We start from the raw sequence: 21,493 nt of genomic DNA, 5'->3' as shown, positions 1-21,493 counted from the left end.
CCCCCCCCCCCCCCCCCCCCCCGACCTGGTGCTGTGAGACGCGGAGCCTCAGGTCACTCGATGACCTGCGGGTTCGCCGTGTCGAGCTTGCCGTCCTTCACGAAGTACGCGTAGATCTTCGACTCCTTGATGTCGCCCTTGTCGTCGAAGGCGATCGGGCCGCTGACTCCGTCACCGGAGTAGGAGCCGATGAACTCGTTGATCTTCTGGCTGCTGTCGGCGCCGTCCTTGACCGCGGCCAGGAAGATGTTGGTCGCGTCGTAGGCCTGCGTGGCGTAGAGACCGGTGGCAGCGAAGTCGGCCGGCGGCGGGCCGGCGGGGGCGGAGAGGACCGCACCCTCGGCGGCCTGAGCGCCCGCGACCTTCACGAAGCTGGGGTCCTCGGAGCCGTCACCCGACATGAACGTGCCCGTGAAGCCGCCCTGGCGCAGCGCCTTGGCGAGCAGGCCGGCCTCGGTGTAGTAGCCGCCGTAGAAGAACGCGTCAGCGCCGGAGGCCTTCACCTTGGTGACGACCGCCGACATGTCGGTCTGGCCGACCGAGATCGTGTCGGTCGCGACGACGCTGTCGCCCAGGGCCTTCTCCACGGTGCCGGCCAGGCCCTTGGAGTAGTCCTGGCCATCGTTGACGACGTAGACCTTCTTCGCGCCGGCGGTGTCGGTGAGGTACTTCGCGTCGGCGGTGCCCTGGGCGTCGTCGTTGCCGATGACACGGTGCCAGGTGGTCCACCCCTGCTGGGTGATGGTGACGTTGGTGGCCGACGGGGAGATCGACGGCAGGCCAGCCTCGAACAGCGTCTTGCCGGTGGCCAGCGACTCACCGGAGAAGCCCGGGCCGACGAGGCCGAAGATCGACTTGTCGTTGATGATCTGGGTGGCCAGCGCCGGCGCCTTGTCGGGGCTGCCCTGGGAGTCGAACGTCTTCAGGTCGATCTTGCAGTCGGCGTTGTCGGCGTTGTACTCCTTCAGCGCCAGCTTGATGCCGTTGACCATGTTCTGGCCGAGGGCACCGGCATCGCCGGAGAGCGCGCCGAGGAACGCCAGGTTCTTGCCGCACAGTGCGCTCGAGCCCGAGCCCGAGCCGTCGGACTTGGTGTCGCTGTCGCTGCCGCCACACGCGCTCAAGGCCAGGCCGGCCACGGCGATGACTGCCAGCGCACGCGCCGGCCGGGAGAAGGTGGTCATCAAAGTCCCTCCGTCGGACTCACGGACTCCGGGCGTGGGAACCCGGAGCATCGACGATCGATGCGGGACAACGTAGTGCCAGCCGACCGGTGCGCGGGAGCGGTTGAGCGATCCCGGCGCGTCGTTGCCGAATCGTGACGTAGGCGACACCGCTCCGCCGTGCGCGGACGACCGGGCGTCGCGATCGCCGCCCGGCGGTGGCGGCGTGCCGGCTCCCGGTCTAGCCCGCGAGGCCGGGCCCGTGCTCGACGACGCCGTCGGCGACCTGACGCATCGAGAGCCGCAGGTCCATGGCGGTCTTCTGGATCCAGCGGAACGCCTCGGGCTCGGAGAGGCCCAGCTGCTGCTGGAGGACGCCCTTGGCCCGCTCGACGCTCTTGCGGGTCTCGAGGCGGTCGGTGAGATCGGCGACCTCCGACTCCAGGGCCGCGACCTCGGCGAACCGGGAGACCGCCATCTCGATGGCGGGCACGAGGTCGGTGCTGGAGAACGGCTTGACGAGGTAGGCCATGGCGCCGGCGTCGCGGGCGCGCTCGACCAGGTCACGCTGGGAGAAGGCGGTGAGGATGACGACCGGCGCGATGCGCTGGCGCGCGATCTCCTCGGCGGCCGCGATGCCGTCGAGCACGGGCATCTTGACGTCGAGGATCACCAGATCGGGACGCAGCTGCTCGGCGAGGTCGATCGCCGTGCGGCCGTCACCGGCCTGGCCGACGACCTCGTAGCCCTCCTCGGTGAGCATCTCGGCGAGATCCATGCGGATCAGCACCTCGTCCTCGGCGATGACGACGGTGCGGGGGCTCCCCGAGGGGCTCGCGGTCTGGCTCACAGCGGCAAGGCTAGCGGGCGGGCGCCCCGCCGCGCGGCCGCTCGAGGTCCGAGGTGATGCAGGGCACGCGGACCCCACGCGGTAGCCTCACCGCCGTCGCCCCGGTAGCCCAACGGCAGAGGCAGCGGTCTCAAACACCGCCCAGTGTCGGTTCGAATCCGACCCGGGGCACCGGACTCCCCCCGCCTCCTCGGGCCTCAGGTGATGGCGCGGCGGTAGGCCGGGGCCACCTCGTTGATGGCGTCGCCCATGCGGTGGATGCGCAGCGCGTTGGTGGAGCCGGGGATGCCCGGAGGCGCGCCGGCGATGATGACGACGAGGTCGCCCTCCTGCACCCGGCCGATGCGCAGCAGCTGGTCGTCGACCTGGCGCACCATCTCGTCGGTGTGCTCGACCGGCTGGGTCTTGAAGGTCTCCACGCCCCACGACAGCGCCAGCTGCGAGCGCACGCGCGCCTCGGGCGTGAAGGCCAGCAGCGGGATCGCGCCGCGCAGACGGGCCATGCGTCGGGCGGAGTCGCCGGTCTGGGTGAACGCGACGAGGTACTTCGCGCCCACCCGCTCGGCGACCTCCTCGGCGGCCTTCGCGATGACGCCGGACTTGGTGTGAGGGTCCCACTCGAGCGGGGCCAGCGCGCCGGCCTCCAGCGCGTGCCGCTCGGTGGCCTCGACGATGCGGGCCATCGTCTCGACCGTGTGCACGGGGTACTCCCCCACGCTGGTCTCGCCGGAGAGCATGACGGCGTCGGCGCCGTCGAGCACGGCGTTGGCGACGTCGGAGGTCTCGGCGCGCGTGGGCTGGGGGTTGCCGATCATCGAGTCGAGCATCTGGGTGGCGACGATGACGGGCTTGGCGTAGAGCCGCGCCTTGCGGACGATCTGCTTCTGCAGGAACGGCACCTCCTCCAGCGGGCACTCCACGCCGAGGTCGCCGCGGGCGACCATGAAGCCGTCGAAGGCGTCGATGATCTCGTCGAGGTTCTCGATGGCCTGGGGCTTCTCGATCTTCGCGATGACCGGGATCGTGACGCCCTCCTCGCGCATGATCGCGCGCACGTCGTCGGCGTCGGCGGCGTTGCGCACGAAGCTGAGGGCGATGAAGTCGACCCCCAGCTGCAGGGCGAAGCGGAGGTCCTCCTCGTCCTTCTCCGAGAGGGCCGGCACCGACACGGCCACGCCGGGCAGGTTGATGCCCTTGTGGTCGCTGACGCGGCCGCCGACGAGCACCTCGGTGCGGACGTCGGTGTCGTCGACGTCGATCACGCGCAGGCGGATCTTGCCGTCGTCGATGAGGAGCGGGTCGCCGGGACGGACGTCGCCGGGCAGGCCCTTGTAGGTGGTGCCGCAGGACTCGAGGTCGCCGGGGACGTCGCGGGTGGTGATGGTCCACTCCTGGCCGCGCCGCAGCACGACCGGACCGTCGGCGAAGGTCTCGAGCCGGATCTTCGGCCCCTGCAGGTCGGCGAAGATGCCGACGCCGTGGCCGCTGGCGTCCGACGCCTCGCGCACGAGGCGGTAGGCCTCGGCGTGGTCGGCGTGGGCGCCGTGGCTCATGTTCAGCCGGGCGACGTCCATGCCCGCATAGACGAGCTCGCGGATGCGACGCGGCGAGGAGACGGCCGGGCCGAGGGTGCAGACGATCTTGGCTCTACGCACGCCGCCACCCTAGCGGTCGGATTTTGATCGATCCAAGATACCGGCGGGTCACCAGTAGGCGGGGTTGCAGCAGAGGATCCGCCACTGCGGTCCCAGGAGCTCCGGCGCCGGGTCGTCACACGGTGAGACGTGCAGCGCGGGGCCCGCGCCAGACTCGTCGAGATCAGCCGCAGAGCGTCGACCGCCAGATCCCCGCAAGCGCGGCCGGCGGCCGGTCCCGCTCGCAGGAGGCGACGGCGTCGTGCTGGCCGGAGAAGGTGCGCACGCTGCCGACGTCATGCCATCCGGCCCCGGCGTCGGTCGGGCAGCCGCGTCGCTGGACGACTGCGGTGAGCCGGGTGGTGGTGCTGTAGACGATGAAGGTCAGGTTGCGCGGACCGGGGTTGTCCAGCCGTATCCGACGGCGCAGCTCCAGCCGGGCGGTCGAGCTGCCCACCAGGGCGGGCACGACGTCGGCCCGCACCCCGAGGTCGCGGAGGACCCGCCCGGCGACCGGGCCGCTCACGTCGGTGCTGCCGATCCGCACCCGCGCGACGATGTCGCCGGTCGGTGGCACGTCCACGATGTCCGTCATCGACGAGGTCGGCGGGACGGTGGTGCTCTGCAGGGCGATCGGCTCGACCGTGCGATGGATCCCGCGAGCGCGGTAGACGACGCCCGGACCCGTGCACACGTCGGCGCCGACCGACGCCCGCGGGGAGACGGGCGACGACGGCGCAGCCCCCGGATCCGACGCCGAGCAGGCGGCCAGGGCCGGCGTCAGGGCCAGGAGCGCGACCGCGAGCCGGGCTCCGAGGGCCGTGCGCATCAGGGGGCCCCCTTCCGAGGACCGGATGGCCCGGCCGGAAGAAGACCCCCTGGATGAGGCGTGCGTCAAGCCCTCAGACCGTCAGCGGACGGTCGGTCGGCTTGACCGGCGCCGGCAGGTCGGTGCTGCCGGTGAGGAAGGCGTCGACCTTCGAGGCCGCGGCGCGGCCCTCGGCGATCGCCCACACGATGAGCGACTGGCCACGACCGGCGTCGCCGGCCACGAAGACGCCGGGCACGCTGGACTGGTAGTCCGAGCCGCGCTTGACGTTGCCGCGCTCGTCGAGGTCGACGCCGAGCTGCTCGACCAGGCCGGGCTGCTCGGGGCCGAGGAAGCCCATCGCGAAGAGCACCAGCTCGGCGGGGATGACCCGCTCGGTGCCCTCGATCTCGGTGAGGCGACCCTCCTTGAACACGACGTCGACGAGCTTGAGCTCCTTGACGTTGCCGTCCTCGTCGCCGATGAACTCCTTGGTGGAGACGGCGTACACGCGGTCGCCGCCCTCCTCGTGGGCCGAGGAGACCCGGAAGGTCATCGGGTAGGTCGGCCACGGCTGGCCGGTCGGCCGCGAGCCCGGGGGCTCGGGCATGATCTCCAGCTGGGTGATCGACGCCGCGCCGTGCCGGATCGAGGTGCCCAGGCAGTCGGCGCCGGTGTCGCCGCCGCCGATGATCACGACGTGCTTGCCGGTGGCGAGGATCTGGTCCTCGACCTCCTCGCCCAGCGAGGCGCGGTTGGCCTGGGGCAGGAACTCCATGGCCTGGTGGATGCCGCCGAGCTCTCGGCCCGGGACGGCGAGGTCGCGCGGGTTCGTGGCGCCGACCGCGAGGACGACGGCGTCGTAGCGGTCGCGCAGCTGGTCGCCGGTGATCTGCCCGCCGACGTCGACGCCGGCCCGGAAGACCGTGCCCTCGCGACGCATCTGGTCCAGGCGCCGGTCGAGGTGCTTCTTCTCCATCTTGAACTCGGGGATGCCGTAGCGCAGCAGGCCGCCGATCTTGTCGGCGCGCTCGTAGACGGCCACGGTGTGGCCGGCCCGGGTGAGCTGCTGGGCGGCGGCCAGCCCCGCGGGGCCCGAGCCGACGACCGCGACGGTCTTGCCCGAGAGCCACTCCGGCGGCTGGGGCCGGACGAAGCCGGACTCCCACGCCTTGTCGATGATCGAGACCTCGACGTTCTTGATGGTCACGGGGTCCTGGTTGATGCCCAGCACGCAGGCGGTCTCGCAGGGCGCCGGGCAGAGGCGACCGGTGAACTCCGGGAAGTTGTTGGTCGCGTGGAGACGCTCGATCGCGCCCTCCCAGTCATCACGCCAGACGAGGTCGTTCCACTCCGGGATGATGTTGCCCAGCGGGCAGCCCTGGTGGCAGAACGGGATGCCGCAGTCCATGCAGCGGCTCGCCTGCGGGGTGATGATCGGGAGCAGGGCCCGCCCGACGCCGTCGGGGTAGACCTCGTTCCAGTCCTGCACGCGCTCCTCGACCGGGCGCCGGGTCGCGACCTGGCGGCCCTCCTTCAGGAAGCCCTTCGGGTCAGCCATGCTGCACCTCCTTCTTCACGCCGCTCATCCGTGGAGTGCCTCCATCATCGCGTTCGCGATCTCGTTCTCGTCCAGGCCGTCGGCCTCGGCCTTCGCCTTGGCCTCCAGCACGATGCGGTAGTCGCGCGGCATGACCTCGGTGAAGCGGGTCAGCGCGACGTCCCAGTCGGCCAGCAGCTCCTCGGCGACCTCGGAGCCGGTCTCCTCGAAGTGCGCGCGCACCAGCGCGTGCAGCTCCTCGGCGTGGCCGGTGACCGGGCCGAGCTCGACGAGCTCGGTGTTGACGCGGAACGGCTTGAGGTCGAGGACCCAGGCGACGCCGCCGGACATGCCGGCCGCGAAGTTGCGGCCGGTCTTGCCCAGGACGACGACGCGGCCGCCGGTCATGTACTCGCAGCCGTGGTCGCCCACGCCCTCGGTGACGACGCTGGCACCGGAGTTGCGGACCGCGAACCGCTCGCCGACGCCGCCGCGCAGGAAGATCTGCCCGGAGGTGGCGCCGTAGGCGATGGTGTTGCCCGCGATGATCTGCTCGTTGGCGTGGAACGGCGCCGAGCGGTCCGGGCGCACGACGATGCGTCCGCCCGAGAGGCCCTTGCCGACGTAGTCGTTCGCGTCGCCCTCGAGGCGCAGCGTCACGCCGCGGGGCAGGAACGCGCCGAAGGACTGGCCGGCCGAGCCCACGAGCGTGAGGTCGATCGTGCCCTCGGGCAGGCCCTCGCCGCCGTAGCGCTTGGTGACCTCGTGGCCGAGGATCGTGCCGACCGTGCGGTTGACGTTGCGGACGGCCACCTGGGCGCGCACCGGTTCGCCGCGCTCGAGCGCCGGCGCGGCCAGCGGCACGAGCTCGGTGACGTCGAGCGAGCGCTCCAGGCCGTGGTCCTGGCTCTTGGTGCGACGCAGGTCCTGGTCGGGGAAGGCCGAGAGGTCCGGCGCGTGCAGGATCGGCGTGAGGTCCAGGCCGGAGGCCTTCCAGTGGTCGACGGCCCGCTCGATGTCGAGGGTGCCGACCTGGCCGATGGCCTCGTCGAGCGTGCGGAAGCCCAGCTGCGCGAGGAGCTCGCGCACCTCCTCGGCGATGTACTCGAAGAAGGTGACGACGAACTCCGGCTTGCCGGAGAACCGCTGGCGCAGCACCGGGTTCTGCGTCGCGACGCCCACGGGGCAGGTGTCGAGGTGGCAGACCCGCATGAGGATGCAGCCGGAGACCACCAGCGGCGCGGTGGCGAAGCCGTACTCCTCCGCGCCGAGCAGCGCGGCGATGACGACGTCGCGACCGGTCTTCAGCTGGCCGTCGGTCTGCACGACGATGCGGTCGCGCAGGCCGTTGAGCAGCAGGGTCTGCTGGGTCTCGGCCAGGCCGAGCTCCCAGGGACCGCCGGCGTGCTTGAGCGAGGTGAGCGGCGAGGCGCCCGTGCCGCCGTCGTGACCGGAGATCAGGACGACGTCCGCGTGCGCCTTGGAGACGCCCGTGGCAACGGTGCCGACGCCGACCTCGGAGACCAGCTTCACGTGGACCCGCGCCGCCGGGTTGGCGTTCTTGAGGTCGTGGATGAGCTGGGCGAGGTCCTCGATGGAGTAGATGTCGTGGTGCGGCGGCGGGCTGATCAGGCCGACGCCGGGGGTGCTGTGCCGGGTCTTGGCCACCCACGGGTAGACCTTGTTGCCGGGCAGCTGGCCGCCCTCGCCGGGCTTGGCGCCCTGCGCCATCTTGATCTGGATGTCGTCGGCGTTGGTGAGGTACTCCGAGGTGACGCCGAAGCGGCCCGAGGCGACCTGCTTGATCGAGCTGCGGCGCTCGGGGTCGTAGAGCCGCTCGGGGTCCTCGCCGCCCTCGCCGGTGTTGGACTTCGCGCCCAGCCGGTTCATGGCGATCGCGAGGGTCTCGTGCGCCTCGCCGCTGATGGAGCCGTAGGACATCGCGCCGGTGGAGAAGCGCTTGACGATCTCCGAGACCGGCTCGACCTCCTCGATCGGGATCGGCTGGCGGCCGGTGGCCTCGGCGTCCTTGAAGCGGAACAGGCCGCGCAGCGTCATCAGCCGCTCGGACTGCTCGTCGACGCGCTCGGTGTACTGCTTGAAGACGTCGTAGCGTCCGGCACGCGTGGCGTGCTGGAGGCGGAAGACGGTCTCGGGGTCGAAGAGGTGCGGCTCGCCCTCGCGACGCCACTGGTACTCCCCGCCCACCTGGAGCTCGCGGTGCGCCGGGGAGATGCCGCCGCGCGGGTACGCGGTGTGGTGGCGTCGGGCGACCTCCTCGGCGACGACGTCGAGGCCGATGCCGCCGAGCTTGGAGGTGGTGCCGGTGAAGTAGGCGTCGACCAGCTCCTGGGAGAGGCCGACGGCCTCGAAGATCTGGGCGCCGGTGTAGGAGGCGACCGTGGAGACGCCCATCTTCGACATGACCTTGAGGACGCCCTTGCCGAGCGCCTTGACGAGGTTCTTGACCGCGACCTCGGGCTCGGCCTTGACGTAGTAGCCCTCGCGGGCGAGGTCCTCGACGGACTCCATCGCCAGGTAGGGGTTGACCGCCGCGGCGCCGTAGCCGACGAGCAGCGCCACGTGGTGGACCTCGCGGACGTCGCCGGCCTCGACGATCAGGCCGACCTGGGTGCGGGTCTTCTCGCGCACCAGGTGGTGGTGGACGGCCGCGGTGAGCAGGAGCGACGGGATCGGCGCGAGCTCGGCGGTGGAGTGGCGGTCGGAGAGCACGATGATGCGCGCGCCCTCGGCGATCGCCGCGCTGACCTCGGCGCAGACCTCCTCGAGGCGAGCGGCCATCGCCGCGCCGCCACCCTCGACCTCGTAGAGGCCGCGGGAGACGTGGGTGATGAACCCGGGCATGTCGCCGTCGCGGTTGATGTGCCGGATCTTGGCGAGGTCGTCGTTGGAGATCACCGGGAACGGCAGGGTGACCTGGCGGCACGACGCCGGGGTGGGCTCGAGGAGGTTCGACTCCGGGCCGATGGTGCCGTTGAGCGAGGTGACGAGCTCCTCGCGGATGGCGTCCAGGGGCGGGTTGGTGACCTGCGCGAAGAGCTGGGCGAAGTAGTCGAAGAGCAGCCGCGGCTTCTCGCTGAGCGCCGCGATCGGGGTGTCGGTGCCCATCGAGCCGATCGGCTCGGCGCCGGTGTTGGCCATCGGCGTCAGGAGGACGCGCAGCTCCTCCTCGGTGTAGCCGAAGACCTGCTGGCGGCGGGTGACCGAGGCGTGGGTGTGGACGACGTGCTCGCGCTCGGGCAGGTCGGCGAGGTTGACCAGGCCGGCGTGGAGCCACTCCGCGTAGGGGTGCTCCGCGGCGAGCTCGGCCTTGATCTCCTCGTCCTCGATGATGCGGTGCTCGTCGGTGTCGACGAGGAACATCTTGCCCGGCTGGAGGCGGCCCTTGCGGACGACCTTCGCGGGGTCGAGGTCGAGCACGCCGACCTCGGAGGCCAGGACGACCAGGCCGTCGTCGGTGACCCAGTAGCGCGAGGGGCGCAGGCCGTTGCGGTCGAGGACCGCGCCGATCTGGTCGCCGTCGGTGAAGACGACGCAGGCGGGGCCGTCCCACGGCTCCATGAGGCTGGAGTGGAACTCGTAGAACGCGCGGCGCGCGGCGTCCATCTCGCCGTGGTTCTCCCACGCCTCGGGGATCATCATCAGCACCGAGTGCGGGAGCGAGCGGCCGCCCATGTGCAGCAGCTCGAGGACCTCGTCGAAGGACGCGGAGTCCGAGGCGCCCGGGGTGCAGATCGGGTAGAGCCGCTCGAGGTCGCCGGGGATGAGGTCGCTGGCCAGCAGCGCCTCGCGGGCCCGCATCCAGTTGCGGTTGCCCATGACGGTGTTGATCTCGCCGTTGTGCGCGATGAAGCGGAACGGGTGCGAGAGCGGCCAGCTCGGGAAGGTGTTGGTCGAGAAGCGCGAGTGGACCACCGCGAGGGCCGACGCGATGCGCTCGTCGCGCAGGTCGGGGAAGAAGTGGTCGAGCTGGTCGGTGGTGAGCATGCCCTTGTAGACCAGGGTGCGCGAGGAGAGCGAGGGGAAGTAGACGTCGGTCTCGCGCTCGGAGCGCTTGCGCAGGCAGAAGGCCATCCGCTCCAGCTGCATGCCGGTGACGCGCTGCGTGGCGCCGGCGACGAAGAGCTGGCGGAAGCGCGGCATGACGCCGAGCGCGGCCGAGCCGAGGATCGAGGGGTCGACCGGCACCTCGCGCCAGCCGACGACCGTGAGGCCCTCCTCGGCGGCGATCTCCTCGATGCGGGCGACCTGGGCGGCCACCGCGGCGTCGTCGCCGGGCAGGAAGGCGGTGCCCACGGCGTAGCCGTGCTGGGCGGGCAGCTCGAAGCCGGCCTCGGCGGCGGCGGCGCGCAGGAACGCGTCGGGCACCTGCATGAGGATGCCGGCGCCGTCGCCGGAGTTGATCTCCGCGCCGGCGGCGCCGCGGTGGTCGAGGTTGCGCAGCGCGGTGAGGGCCTGGGCCACGATGTCGTGGCTGGGGACGCCGGTCAGGGTCGCGACGAAGGCCACACCGCACGCATCGTGCTCGTGGACCGGGTCGTACAACCCCTGGGGCGGCGGGAAGGCGTGCGAGTAGGGCACCGGGAACTCCCGTCGTCGTTCGAGAAGCTTGGTCGGCTGCTAGGACTGTGCTGAGCAGGGGACGACATTGGCCCGAGCGGCTACGTCGAAGATTACCACCGGGTTACCGACCTGCCGAGCCCGACGACTGAAGGCTGGACGTCGGGTTCGCGGATCGGTGCCCGGATCGGGTCACGGGTCGGACGGGGTGCGGCCCTCCGAGGCGCTCGGCTCCGTGCTCAGGACGTCGTCCGTGGGGTCCGGGACGATCTCCTCGGCGCCGTCCTCGCCGGCCTCTGCGGCGGGTCCGCGACCGGGCGCGTAGACCTCGGTCTCGCGGCCCATCCCCCGCCGGGTGGCCCAGACGAAGTAGGCGGCGGCGAGCACGAACAGCACGATCGAGGTCCACACGTTGAAGCGCAGGCCCCCGACGTCGGAGAGCTCGACGGCGTCGATGCGCAGGGTCTCGATCCAGCCGCGGCCCAGCGTGTAGAGCATCACGTAGAGCGCGACGACGCGTCCGCCGCCGAGGCGGAACCGGCGGTCGGCCCAGAGGAGGATGCCGAAGGCGCCGAGGTTCCACAGGCACTCGTAGAGGAACGTGGGGTGGAAGGTGGTGCCCGGCGGGTAGCCGGCGTCGACGGCGGTGCGGTCGCTGACCGAGAGGCCCCAGGGCAGGTCGGTGGGCTTGCCGAAGAGCTCCTGGTTGAACCAGTTGCCCCAGCGGCCGATCGCCTGGGCCACCAGCACGCCCGGCGCGATCGCGTCGAGCACCGGCAGCAGCCGGATGCCGGCGCGGCGGGCGCCGATGACGACGCCGAGGGCGCCGAGCGCGACCGCGCCCCAGACGCCGAGGCCGCCGTTCCAGACGTAGAGGGCCTCGATCGGGCGCTTGCCCTCGCCGAAGTACAGATCGGAGTCGGTGGCCACGTGGTAGAGCCGGCCGCCGACGACGCCGAAGGGCACCGCCCACAGCGCGAGGTCCTGGATCTCGCCGATCCGACCACCGCGCGCGGCCCAGCGCCGCTCGGCGATCACGACCGCGACGACGATGCCGAGGATGATCGAGAGGGCGTAGCCGCGGATCGGCAGCGGGCCGAGGTGCCACACGCCCTCGGACGGGCTCGGGATGCTCATCGGCAGGAGGCCGGCGGCGTGGGGCACGAGGGCCTCGAGAGCGATGGTCACGGCATCCCCTGGGTGAGGTAGGTGTGGATGTCGGCGGCGTACTGCGCGGCCGAGGTGCTCTGCGACCAGAACACCGGCGCCTTCCCGTCGGAGGCGATCCCGGTGACCTGGGTGCTGTGGGTGTTGAGGTCGTAGCCGCCGGTGGGCAGGCGCTGCCCGTCGGTGACGCCGACGGCGATCGAGCGGCCCAGGGCGATGATGTCCTTCAGGCTGCCGGTGAGGCCCTCGAAGCCCGGGTCGAGCCGGTCGAGGTAGCGCCGCAGCACCGGGCCGGTGTCGCGGGCGGGGTCGGTGGTCACGAACACGACCTGCACGCGCTTGCGATCGGCGGCGTCCAGACGGGTCATCGCGGCGGCGAGGTTGCCCATCACCAGCCCGCAGATGTCCGGACAGTGGGTGTAGCCGAAGAACGCCAGGGTCAGCGTGCGGCCGCTGCCCGAGCGCAGCTCGTAGGGCCGGCCCTCGGTGTCGGTGAGGCTGGTGGAGGCCACGGTGAAGGGCGGGCTGACCTCGCGTCCGGAGAACGACGAGGCGCCGCTGGACGCCGAGCCGCCGCACGCGGCGAGCGAGCCGAGGAGCAGCGCGGACACCGCGCCGGCCAGCGCGGTGCGCACCCGCCGGGACCGCACTCCCCCGCGTCGAGCAGCCTCAGCCACGCCGGACGCCGCCTGCGAGGTCCTCGGTGAGCGCCTGCAGGGCCTTCAGCCCGGCCTGGCGGTCGTGGGCGTGGTCGAGCAGGGTGCGCACGAAGGCCGAGCCGACGATGACGCCGTCGGCGTAGCCGGCCACCTCCGCGGCCTGGTCGCCGTTGCTGACGCCGAGGCCGACGCCGACCGGGAGACCGGTGCCCTGCGCGTCGATGGCGTCCTTGGTGCGCCCGACCAGCGGACCGGCGAGGTCGCTGGTGGTGGCGCGGGCGCCGGTGACGCCCATGACCGCGGTGGCGTAGACGAAGCCACGGCTGGCCGCGGTGGTCATCGCGACGCGCTCGGGGGTCGAGGACGGCGCGACCAGGAAGATCTTGTCCAGGTTTCGCTCGTCGGCGGCCGCCACCCACTCCGGCGCGAAGTCCGGGGTGAGGTCGGGGGTGATCAGGCCCGCGCCTCCGGCGCTGGCCAGGTCGTCGGCGAACCGCTCGACGCCGTAGCGCTCGATCGGGTTCCAGTAGGTCATGACGACGGTGGGGGTGCCGGTGGCCGCGACCGCCTCGACCGTGCGCAGCACGTCGGCGGTGCGGACGCCGCCCTCGAGCGCGGCCTGCGCGGCCGCCTGGATCGTGGGGCCGTCCATCACGGGGTCGGTGTAGGGCAGGCCGATCTCGATGACGTCGCAGCCGGCGTCGACCATCACCGTCAGCGCCTCGATGGCGCCGGGGACGTCGGGGTAGCCGGCGGGCAGGTAGCCGACGAGCGCGGCGCGGCCCTCGGCACGGGCGGCGTCGAAGGCGGTGCGGACGCTCACGCGGAGCCCTCCTCGCCCTGGCCGCCACGGGCGGCGTCGCCGAGGCCGAACCACTCCATGACCGTGCCCATGTCCTTGTCGCCGCGACCGCTGAGGCTGATCAGCACGGTGGCGTCGGGCCCCTTGGTGGCCGCGAGCTCCTCGGCGACCTTCAGCGCGCCGGCGACCGCGTGGGCGGTCTCGATGGCCGGGATGATGCCCTCGACGCGGCTCAGCAGCGCGAGCGCGTCCATCGCCTCGGTGTCGGTGACCGGGAGGTACTGGGCGCGGCCGATGGCGGCGAGGTGGGCGTGCTGCGGGCCGACGCCCGGGTAGTCCAGGCCGGCGGAGATCGAGTGGGACTCCACGGTCTGGCCGTCGTCGTCCTGCAGCACGTAGGTGCGCGCGCCATGCAGGACGCCGGTGGCGCCCGCGTGGATCGTGGCCGCGTGACGCGGGGTGTCGACGCCGTCGCCGCCGGCCTCGAAGCCGTAGACGGCGACGTCGGGGTCGTCGAGGAAGGCGGTGAACAGGCCGATGGCGTTCGAGCCGCCACCCACGCAGGCGGCCACGGCGTCGGGCAGCACGCCGTACTGCTCGAGGCACTGGGCCCGGGCCTCGTCGCCGATGCCGCGGGTGAAGGCGCCCACCATGCTCGGGAACGGGTGCGGACCGGCGGCGGTGCCGAACAGGTAGGCGGTGTGGTCGACGCTGGCGACCCAGTCGCGCATGGCCTCGTTGATGGCGTCCTTCAGCGTGGCGCTGCCGGACTCCACCGGCACCACGGTGGCGCCGAGGAGGTTCATGCGGGCCACGTTGAGCGCCTGACGGCGGGTGTCGACGGCGCCCATGTAGACGGTGCAGTCGAGCCCGAAGTAGGCGGCCGCCGTGGCGCTGGCGACGCCGTGCTGGCCGGCGCCGGTCTCGGCGATGACCCGCTTCTTGCCCATCCGCTTGGTGAGCAGGGCCTGCCCGAGGACGTTGCGGATCTTGTGCGCGCCGGTGTGGTTGAGGTCCTCGCGCTTGAGGAGCACCCGGCAGCCGACGCGCTCGGAGAGCCGCGTGGCGTGGTAGAGCGGGCTCGGAAGACCGGCGTAGTCGCGCAGGATCGCCTCGAACTCGGCGATGAAGGCGGGCTCGGCCATGGCCTCGGTCCAGGCGACGGTGAGCTCGTCGAGGGCCGCGATGAGGGCCTCGGGCATGAACCGGCCGCCGAAGCCGCCGAACCAGCCGAGGGCGTCGGCCGCGTACGCGCTCCCGGTGGTGGACTGCGCCTGCTCGGCGTGGAGGGTCATGCCATCACTCCCGTCATCGATCGGACCCCGGACTCGGGGTCGCCGTCCTTCACCAGTGCCTCGCCCACCAGCACCACGCGGGCGCCCTCGCCGACGAAGCGTCGGACGTCGGCCACGCCGGTGATGCCGGACTCCGCGACCTTGACGCGGTCGTCGGGGATGAGCGGGGCGAGGCGGCCGAACGTGGCGTCGTCGACCGCCAGGGTCTTGAGGTTGCGGGCGTTGACGCCGATGAGCTCGGCGCCCAGCGCCACCGCCCGCTCGGTCTCGGCCTCGTCGTGCACCTCGACGAGCACGGTCAGGCCGAGCTCGCGGGCGTGGTCGTGGAGGGCGCGCAGCCGGTCGTCGTCGAGCGCGGCGACGATGAGCAGGGCGAGGTCGGCGCCGGCGGCCCGCGCCTCGAGCAGCTGGTACTCCTCGACGATGAAGTCCTTGCGCAGCAGGGGGACGTCGACGGCGGCACGCACCGCGCGGAGGTCGTCGAGGCTGCCGTTGAAGCGGCGCTGCTCGGTGAGCACGCTGATCGCGGCCGCGCCGCCGGCGGCGTAGCGGGCGGCGAGCACCGCGGGGTCGGGGATGTCGGCGAGGTCGCCCTTGCTGGGGCTGCGTCGCTTCACCTCCGCGATCACGCTGGACCCGGCGGCTCGGAAGGCCGGCATCGGGTCGCGGGGCGGGTCGACGTCCGCGAGCGCCGCGCGCAGGTCGGCCTCGGGGATCTGGGACCGGCGGACGTCGAGGTCGAGGCGGGCGCCGGCCACGATCTCGTCGAGGACAGACATGCCGTGCGCTCCTGGGTCGGTCCGGCGGTGCCGGGTGCGGTTCGTGCCCTCGAGTCTGTCACGCCGCTGCCCAGGCCCGGCATCGTGTCCGGTGCGGGGCGCGGCCGAGGTGATCGGCGGCACGTCGTCCGGCCCCCGGCATCCGGGGCCGACTAGGGTGAGCGACTCCAGCGCTCGGCGAGGACCGATCGCCGGTCACCAGCCGCATCTTCGAGGGAGACCCCCATGAGCTCGTACGAGCCCCCGCAGCCGCCCGACTACGGCTCCACGCCCCCGCCGCCTCCGCCGGGGCAGCCCGGTGGCTACGGCGCTCCCCCGCCGCCGCCCGGCGGGTACGGCGGCCCGCCCCCGCCCGGATGGGGCGGCCCCGCCGACGGCGGCGCTCCGTCCAGCTCGGGCAAGGCGCTGGCCTCGATGATCACCGGCCTGGTCGGCGTGCTCTCCATCTGCTGCGGCCTGCTCATCCCCGCGGCGATCGTCGGCATCGTGCTCGGCGTCATCGCCCGGCGCGACATCGAGCGCAGCAACGGACGCCTCACCGGCTCCGGCCAGGCCCTGACCGGCATCATCGCCGGATCCATCGGCGTGGTGCTGTGGATCGTGTGGCTGATCCTGGTCGCCACCGGCGCGATCGACCTCAACTTCGACATGCAGGGCGCCTGACGCCTCAGGCGCCACCGCCGCCGCACCGCGAGAGGGCCCCGTCACGCTGCGTGACGGGGCCCTCTCGTGCGATGCGACGGGATCTAGGGGGCGAGCCAGGAGCCGACCGGCAGGTTGCGCAGCACCGTGAAGCCGAGCACCACCACCACGCCGAGGACGATCCACGGCGTCGACGTGCGCGGAGCCGGGACGACGCGGCGCACGCCACGCCATCGGCCCCAGGCCCAGGCCCCGAGCAGGAGCACGAGGAACGGCATCGCGACGACGAGCAGCAGGTTGCTCGACGCCGCGGCGAGGACCTCGCCGTGGGTGAGGTCGTTGACCGCGCGCAGGCCGCCGCAGCCGGGGCAGTAGACGCCCATCGCGGCGAGCGGGCACACGCCCCAGGAGCCCTGCTGGTGTGGGTCGCGCAGGCGCAGGGCGAGCGTGGCGGCCGCGAGGCCGCCGATCGTCAGGACGGGCGCGCGCATCCGGTCGCGCCGCGAGGGCGCGACCTGCGGGCCTGCGGGCGCCAGCGTCATGTCGCAGGGAGGAGGGTCAGTGACCCTCGTGGTAGCCCAGCTTGGCCATGACGCCGAAGACGACGCCGGCGGCCAGGGTGACGATCACGCCGGCCCAGAAGACCGGGTAGCTGATGGGGTCGAGCATGAGGCCGATGCTGCCGATGATGAAGCCGAGCAGGCCGACCACCACGGCGCTCCAGGCTGCGGGGGTGTTGCCGTGGCTGCTGGACATGCGGGGCTCCTCGGTGGATCGCGACCGGTCGGGAGCCGGTCGGCGCGGATGTGCGGGCCGGCCGCGATCACCCGCGGCCGACGGGCGCCAGTGTAGTCGGGGCCCGGAGGGTCAGGCGGTGGGGTCCTCGCCGGCGTCGATCGCCCGCCAGAGGTCGAGGTTCGAGGCGTCCTCGGTGGCGGGGGCGACCGGCTCGGGCGCGCCCGTGGGCGAGTCGTACCGGGAGCCCATCTCGGGCCAGGACGGCACCGCGCGCACGGCGACGACGGTGGCCAGGACGAGCAGCACCACCCCGACCGAGCCGGCGTAGGCCCAGCCGGTGTGACCGACCTGCACGCCCTGGCCCACCGAGGCCGAGACGTCGGTGCGCACGCGGTCGGCGAGCCGGACCCAGGCGTCGATCGCGGCCGCGAGGGTGCCGAGCGCCGCCAGCGCGCCGAGCCCGGCGACCGCGCGCCGCACGCGACCGCGCGCCACGAGCACGACCCCCCAGCAGGCGAGGGCGACGAGCGCGAGGGAGGTGACGACCGGCACCTCGCCGCGGTCGGCGCCCGTGGCGAGGAACTGCGCGAGGTCGGCGGTGGTGCCGTCGCCCGCCGTGGGCCGCACCCACGGCTTCGATCCGGAGACGGCCGCGAGCGTGCCCGAGGCCAGGCCGAGCAGCACGACGGGCCCGAAGGTGCGCCTCACTCCGAGGCACCCCCGACGGCGTCGAGCCGGTCGGCGTCGAAGCAGGTGTGGTCGCCGGTGTGGCAGGCGGCGCCGATCTGGTCGACCTTGAGCAGGATCGTGTCGCCGTCGCAGTCCAGGCGCACCTCGTGGACCCACTGGACGTGACCGGAGGTGTCGCCCTTGACCCAGTACTCCTGGCGCGAGCGCGACCAGTAGGTGGCCCGGCCGCTGGTGAGGGTGCGGTGGAGGGCCTCGTCGTCCATCCAGCCGAGCATCAGGACCTCGCCGGAGTCGTGCTGCTGCGCGACGGCGGGCACCAGCCCGTCGGGGGTGCGCTTGAGGCGTGCGGCGATCGCGGGGTCGAGGCTCACGCGTCCATGATCGCAGCCGCGGCCACACCGGCCGGACCGCGCCCCTGCTGGGCGACCCACGAGGCGTGGAGTCGGGCGTAGGCGGTGCCGGGCTGCGCGACCAGCTCGGCGTGCGGTCCGCGCTGCACGACCTCGCCGCGGTCGACGACGACGACCTCGTCGGCGTTCTCGGCGGTGGAGAGTCGGTGGGCGATGGTGACGCTGGTGCGCCCGGACATCAGGGAGTCCAGCGCGCGGCCGATGCGCATCTCCAGCGCGGGGTCGACGGCGCTGGTGGCCTCGTCGAGCACCAGCAGGTCGGGATCGGCCAGCTGGGCGCGCCACAGCGCGACGAGCTGGCGCTCGCCGGCCGAGAGCGCCTCGCCGCGCTGACCGACCTGGGTGGCCAGTCCGTGGGGCAGGCTGGCGAGCCAGTCGCCGAGGCCCAGCTCGTCGGCGGCGGCCACGAGCTCGGCGTCGGTGGCGCCGGCTCGGCCGTAGGCGAGGTTCGCGGCGATCGTGTCGTCGAAGAGGAAGCCCTCCTGCGGCACGAGGACGACGCTGCGGCGCAGGCTCTCCTGGCGGATCTGCCGCACGTCGACGTCGTCGAGCAGCACGCGACCCTCGGAGACGTCCATGAGCCGGGTGAGGAGCTTGGCGATGGTCGACTTGCCCGAGCCGGTCTCCCCCACGACCGCCACCCGGGTGCCGGGGGCGATGTCGAGGTCGACGCCGCGCAGCACGGGGCGGCCGCCGGGGTAGGCGAAGTCGACGCCGTCGAAGCGCACGTGGATCGGGCCGCGCGGCAGCTCGGCGCCCTGATCGCCGGGGTCGACGAGGTCGGCGGGGGTCTCGAGGATGCCGAGCACCCGGCGCCAGCCCGCGATCGCGTTCTGGGCGTCGGTGAGGATCTGGGTGCCCATCTGCACCGGGCCGACGAACAGCGAGACGAGGAAGGCGAAGGCCAGCACCTCGCCCGCGGTGATGTCGCCGGCGAAGCCGAGCCAGACGCCGCCGACGATCACGCCGGCGTTGGCCAGGCCGCCGGAGATGCCGCCGAGGGAGAAGGAGAAGGCGGTGAAGCCCTGGGCGCGGGTGCTCGCGGCCTGGAAGGCGTCGACGGCGTCGTCGATGCGGGCCTGGGTGCGGTCCTGGACGGCGTAGGCGCGGACGACGCCCGCGCCGACGACGGGCTCGGAGACCGCCGAGAGCAGCAGGCCGACCTGGCGCCGCACGGTGCCGTAGGCGTCGGAGAGCTTGCGCTGGAAGAAGCGCAGCGAGGCGAACAGCGGCGCGAAGCACAGCCAGACCACGAGGGCGAGCTGCCAGCTGTAGACGGCCATCACGACGGTGGCGACGAGCACCTGGCCGATCGAGACGACGAACAGCAGGCCGCCGAAGACCAGGAACTGGCTGACCTGGTCGACGTCGCTGGTGACGCGCGCGACCAGCGCGCCGCGGCGCTCGGTGTTCTGGGTGAGCACCGGCAGGTCGTGGACGTGGCGGAACGCCTTGGTGCGCAGCGTCGCCAGACCGCGCTCCGCGGCGCGGAAGAGCCGGCTGGTCATGCCGAAGGAGGCGAAGCCGGTGAGCACGGTGGCGGCGAACGCGGCCACCCCCATGAGCACGGTGAAGCCGACGTCGGGGCCGCCCTCGGCGCCCAGGCCGCGGTCGAGGGTCTGCTGGACGGCGATCGGGACGACGACCTGGCCGACCGAGGCGAGCACGGCCAGCATCAGGGTGACGCCGAGGCCCTCGCGCAGCTCCGGGGAGTGCCGCATGCCCAGGCGGATGGTCTCCATCGCGCCGATCTGCTCGCCGGTGTCGACGGCCTGTCCGGCGGTGCCGGCGGCGGTGGCGCTCATCGGGCGGCCTCCCGCTCCGCGGCGTCGACCTCGTAGGCGTTGACCAGCCGGGCGTAGGCGGGGCTGGTGGCCAGCAGCTCCTCGTGGGTGCCGCGTGCGGCGATCCGGCCGTCCTCGAGGTGCATCACCTCGTCGGCCAGGGCGATCGTGGCCTTGCGGTAGGCCACGACCAGCAGGCTGGGATCCTCCCCCGACCCTCGACGCAGCGCGGCGAGGATGCGGCCCTCCACCTCGGGGTCGACGGCGGAGGTGGCGTCGTCGAGCACCAGCAGGCGCGGCCGGCGCACCAGCGCGCGGGCCAGCGAGATGCGCTGTCGCTGACCGCCCGACAGCGAGGTGCCGCGCTCGCCGAGACGGGTGTCGAGGCCGTGCGGGAGCTCGCGGACGAAGTCCTCGGCCTGGGCCGCGCGCAGAGCGTCCCAGACGGCGTCGTCGGGCAGCTCGGCGCCGAGGGTGACGTTGCCGCGCACGGTGTCGTCGAAGAGGAAGGCGGTCTGCGGCACCACCGCGATGGCCTTCGCCAGCTCGCCGGGGGCGAGGTCGCGCAGGTCGACGCCGTCGAGGGTGAGGCGCCCGGCGTCGGGGTCGACGAGACGGGTGACCAGCGAGGTGAGCGTCGACTTGCCCGACGCGGTGGCGCCGACCAGCGCGACGCTGCGACCGGGCTCGACGGCGAGGTCGACCTCCCGCAGCAGCGGCTGGCCGGGGTCGTAGCCGTAGGCGACGCCGTCGAACTCCAGGCGCGCGCCCCGGTGGGACGGCGGCACGGACGCGGTGCCGTAGGGCATCTCGCCGGTGGCCTGGAGCACCGCGCTGACGCGGCGGTGGCCGACGACGCTGCGCGGGAACTCCCCCAGCAGCCAGCCGATCGAGCGGATCGGGAAGGAGACGACCGTGAGCAGGTAGGCGATCGTGACGACGTCGCCGGCGGCCGTGGATCCGGTGCTGACCCGCTCGACGCCGACGGCCAGCACCACGAGCACGCCGAGGTTCGGCAGGGCGGCCAGCGCGGGGTCGAACGCGGCGCGGATGCGGCCGGCGCGGATGTTGACCTCGCGCAGCTCGCCGGCCTTCGCGGCGAACCGGGCGGTCTCCTCGCGCTCGCGGCCGAGGGTCTTGACGACGAGCGCGCCGTCGAAGGACTCGTGGGCGACCTCGCTGAGCTCGGCGCGCAGCTGCTGGGCGCGGGTCATCAGCGGCGAGGAGAGCCGCTGGTAGAAGAGGTTGGCGGTGATGACCGCCGGGAAGACCAGGAGCCCGACCAACGCCAGGACGACGTCGGTGAACAGCATCTGGGCGACGGCGATCGCCATCATCGCGACCGTGCCGACGGCCATCGGCAGCGGCGCGATCGGGCCCCAGGCGGCCTCGACGTCGGAGTTGGCGTTGGAGAGCAGCTCGCCGGTGGGGTGGCGCTGGTGCCACGACATCGGCAGGCGGAGGTACTGCCGGGTGACGGCGCGGCGGCTGTGGGCCTGCATGCGGTACTGCATGATGCCGGCGCCGAGGCGGCGCGCGACGATGCCGACGGCCCGCAGGATCGCGACGCCGACGAACAGGCCGACGACGGCCCACAGGAGGCCGCCGCCGATCTCGCCGTCGCGGAAGGCCGGCAGCAGGACGTGGTCGGTGGACCAGCCGAGCACCCAGGCGTCGGCCACGGTGAGCGCGCCGAAGAGCACGCTGCCGAGGGTGGAGACGGTGAAGACCCACGGCTCGCGACGGATGGCCTCGCCGATGACCGCGAAGCCGTCGCGGGTGGTCGCGGGACGCACGCTCGGCGTGGTGTCGCCGGCGCCCGCGGGGACGCCCGCGCTCGCGTCGGCCGCTCCGTCCGTGGTGCGCTCGGCCGCCTCCGTCGTCACACGCTCTCCCCTCGCTCCGCGGGCCTGGCCGGAGCCGCGCTCCGGACCCGTCGGACAACCCGACC

General features: G+C 73.0%; 18 protein-coding genes and 1 tRNA gene. 2 read left to right on the top strand and 17 right to left on the bottom strand.

Going from position 1 to position 21,493, the window contains the following annotated elements; translation table 11 throughout:
* Window positions 1–53: 53 nt before the first annotated feature.
* Both ACZDWJ_RS08235 and ACZDWJ_RS08230 read right to left on the bottom strand, forming a co-directional pair.
* Window positions 54–1,184 (bottom strand): branched-chain amino acid ABC transporter substrate-binding protein, encoded by a 1,131-nt coding sequence (locus ACZDWJ_RS08235; RefSeq protein WP_463520455.1) that lies wholly within the window; start codon window positions 1,182–1,184, stop codon window positions 54–56.
* 220 nt (window positions 1,185–1,404) lie between these two features.
* Window positions 1,405–2,013 (bottom strand): ANTAR domain-containing response regulator, encoded by a 609-nt coding sequence (locus ACZDWJ_RS08230; protein WP_463520454.1) that lies wholly within the window; start codon window positions 2,011–2,013, stop codon window positions 1,405–1,407.
* Between the two features lie 98 nt (window positions 2,014–2,111).
* Between ACZDWJ_RS08230 and ACZDWJ_RS08225 the strand changes: the two genes are divergently transcribed.
* Window positions 2,112–2,184, top strand: a tRNA-Leu gene (locus ACZDWJ_RS08225).
* Between the two features lie 26 nt (window positions 2,185–2,210).
* On the opposite strand, the gene pyk is transcribed toward ACZDWJ_RS08225, so the two are convergent.
* The 9 genes from pyk to trpC form a co-directional block, all read right to left on the bottom strand.
* Window positions 2,211–3,668, bottom strand: a complete 1,458-nt coding sequence (gene pyk / locus ACZDWJ_RS08220; protein ID WP_463520453.1) for a pyruvate kinase — start codon at window positions 3,666–3,668, stop codon at window positions 2,211–2,213.
* Window positions 3,669–3,831: 163 nt separating this feature from the next.
* A complete protein-coding gene (locus ACZDWJ_RS08215; RefSeq protein ID WP_463520452.1) occupies window positions 3,832–4,476 on the bottom strand; it encodes a hypothetical protein in 645 nt (214 codons plus the stop codon).
* A 73-nt stretch (window positions 4,477–4,549) separates the two neighbouring features.
* Window positions 4,550–6,016 carry a glutamate synthase subunit beta gene (locus ACZDWJ_RS08210; RefSeq protein WP_463520451.1) on the bottom strand — a complete coding sequence of 489 codons (1,467 nt, stop codon included), beginning with the start codon at window positions 6,014–6,016 and terminating at the stop codon, window positions 4,550–4,552.
* A gap of 24 nt (window positions 6,017–6,040) precedes the next feature.
* Window positions 6,041–10,597, bottom strand: coding sequence for a glutamate synthase large subunit (gene gltB, locus ACZDWJ_RS08205; RefSeq protein ID WP_463520450.1), 4,557 nt, complete (start codon window positions 10,595–10,597; stop codon window positions 6,041–6,043).
* Between the two features lie 171 nt (window positions 10,598–10,768).
* Window positions 10,769–11,764: a prolipoprotein diacylglyceryl transferase gene (lgt, locus tag ACZDWJ_RS08200; RefSeq protein ID WP_463520449.1), complete on the bottom strand. Its 996-nt coding sequence runs from the start codon at window positions 11,762–11,764 to the stop codon at window positions 10,769–10,771.
* On the bottom strand, window positions 11,761–12,378 hold the full coding sequence (locus ACZDWJ_RS08195; RefSeq protein ID WP_463520448.1) for an SCO family protein: 618 nt from the start codon (window positions 12,376–12,378) through the stop codon (window positions 11,761–11,763). Before ACZDWJ_RS08195 ends, lgt begins: the two co-directional genes overlap by 4 nt.
* A gap of 34 nt (window positions 12,379–12,412) precedes the next feature.
* Window positions 12,413–13,225 carry a tryptophan synthase subunit alpha gene (gene trpA, locus ACZDWJ_RS08190; protein ID WP_463520447.1) on the bottom strand — a complete coding sequence of 271 codons (813 nt, stop codon included), beginning with the start codon at window positions 13,223–13,225 and terminating at the stop codon, window positions 12,413–12,415.
* A complete protein-coding gene (gene trpB, locus ACZDWJ_RS08185; RefSeq protein WP_463520446.1) occupies window positions 13,222–14,499 on the bottom strand; it encodes a tryptophan synthase subunit beta in 1,278 nt (425 codons plus the stop codon). The genes trpA and trpB overlap by 4 nt, the downstream gene beginning before the upstream one ends.
* Window positions 14,496–15,278, bottom strand: coding sequence for an indole-3-glycerol phosphate synthase TrpC (gene trpC, locus ACZDWJ_RS08180; RefSeq protein ID WP_463520445.1), 783 nt, complete (start codon window positions 15,276–15,278; stop codon window positions 14,496–14,498). The genes trpB and trpC overlap by 4 nt, the downstream gene beginning before the upstream one ends.
* Window positions 15,279–15,503: 225 nt before the next feature.
* Here trpC and ACZDWJ_RS08175 point away from each other — a divergent pair, with 225 nt between their 5' ends.
* On the top strand, window positions 15,504–15,941 hold the full coding sequence (locus ACZDWJ_RS08175) for a DUF4190 domain-containing protein (RefSeq protein WP_463520444.1): 438 nt from the start codon (window positions 15,504–15,506) through the stop codon (window positions 15,939–15,941).
* Window positions 15,942–16,024: 83 nt separating this feature from the next.
* Here ACZDWJ_RS08175 and ACZDWJ_RS08170 read toward each other — a convergent pair whose 3' ends face one another.
* From ACZDWJ_RS08170 to ACZDWJ_RS08145, 6 genes are all read right to left on the bottom strand, one after another.
* Window positions 16,025–16,462: a DUF2752 domain-containing protein gene (locus ACZDWJ_RS08170; RefSeq protein WP_463520443.1), complete on the bottom strand. Its 438-nt coding sequence runs from the start codon at window positions 16,460–16,462 to the stop codon at window positions 16,025–16,027.
* 16 nt (window positions 16,463–16,478) lie between these two features.
* The gene (locus ACZDWJ_RS08165; protein WP_463520442.1) at window positions 16,479–16,676 is read right to left on the bottom strand and encodes an HGxxPAAW family protein; all 198 of its coding nucleotides are present in this window, start codon (window positions 16,674–16,676) and stop codon (window positions 16,479–16,481) included.
* A 111-nt stretch (window positions 16,677–16,787) separates the two neighbouring features.
* On the bottom strand, window positions 16,788–17,366 hold the full coding sequence (locus ACZDWJ_RS08160) for a Trp biosynthesis-associated membrane protein (RefSeq protein WP_463520441.1): 579 nt from the start codon (window positions 17,364–17,366) through the stop codon (window positions 16,788–16,790).
* On the bottom strand, window positions 17,363–17,719 hold the full coding sequence (gene hisI, locus ACZDWJ_RS08155; RefSeq protein ID WP_463520440.1) for a phosphoribosyl-AMP cyclohydrolase: 357 nt from the start codon (window positions 17,717–17,719) through the stop codon (window positions 17,363–17,365). The genes ACZDWJ_RS08160 and hisI overlap by 4 nt, the downstream gene beginning before the upstream one ends.
* Entirely contained in the window at window positions 17,716–19,563 is a 1,848-nt protein-coding gene (locus ACZDWJ_RS08150) for an ABC transporter ATP-binding protein (RefSeq protein WP_463520439.1), read from the bottom strand. The genes hisI and ACZDWJ_RS08150 overlap by 4 nt, the downstream gene beginning before the upstream one ends.
* A complete protein-coding gene (locus tag ACZDWJ_RS08145; protein ID WP_463520438.1) occupies window positions 19,560–21,428 on the bottom strand; it encodes an ABC transporter ATP-binding protein in 1,869 nt (622 codons plus the stop codon). Before ACZDWJ_RS08145 ends, ACZDWJ_RS08150 begins: the two co-directional genes overlap by 4 nt.
* Window positions 21,429–21,493 lie beyond the last annotated feature (65 nt).

It is taken from the genome of Nocardioides sp. B129/18 (genome assembly GCF_055282735.1).
This window is presented reverse-complemented; position numbering and strand designations above follow the sequence as displayed.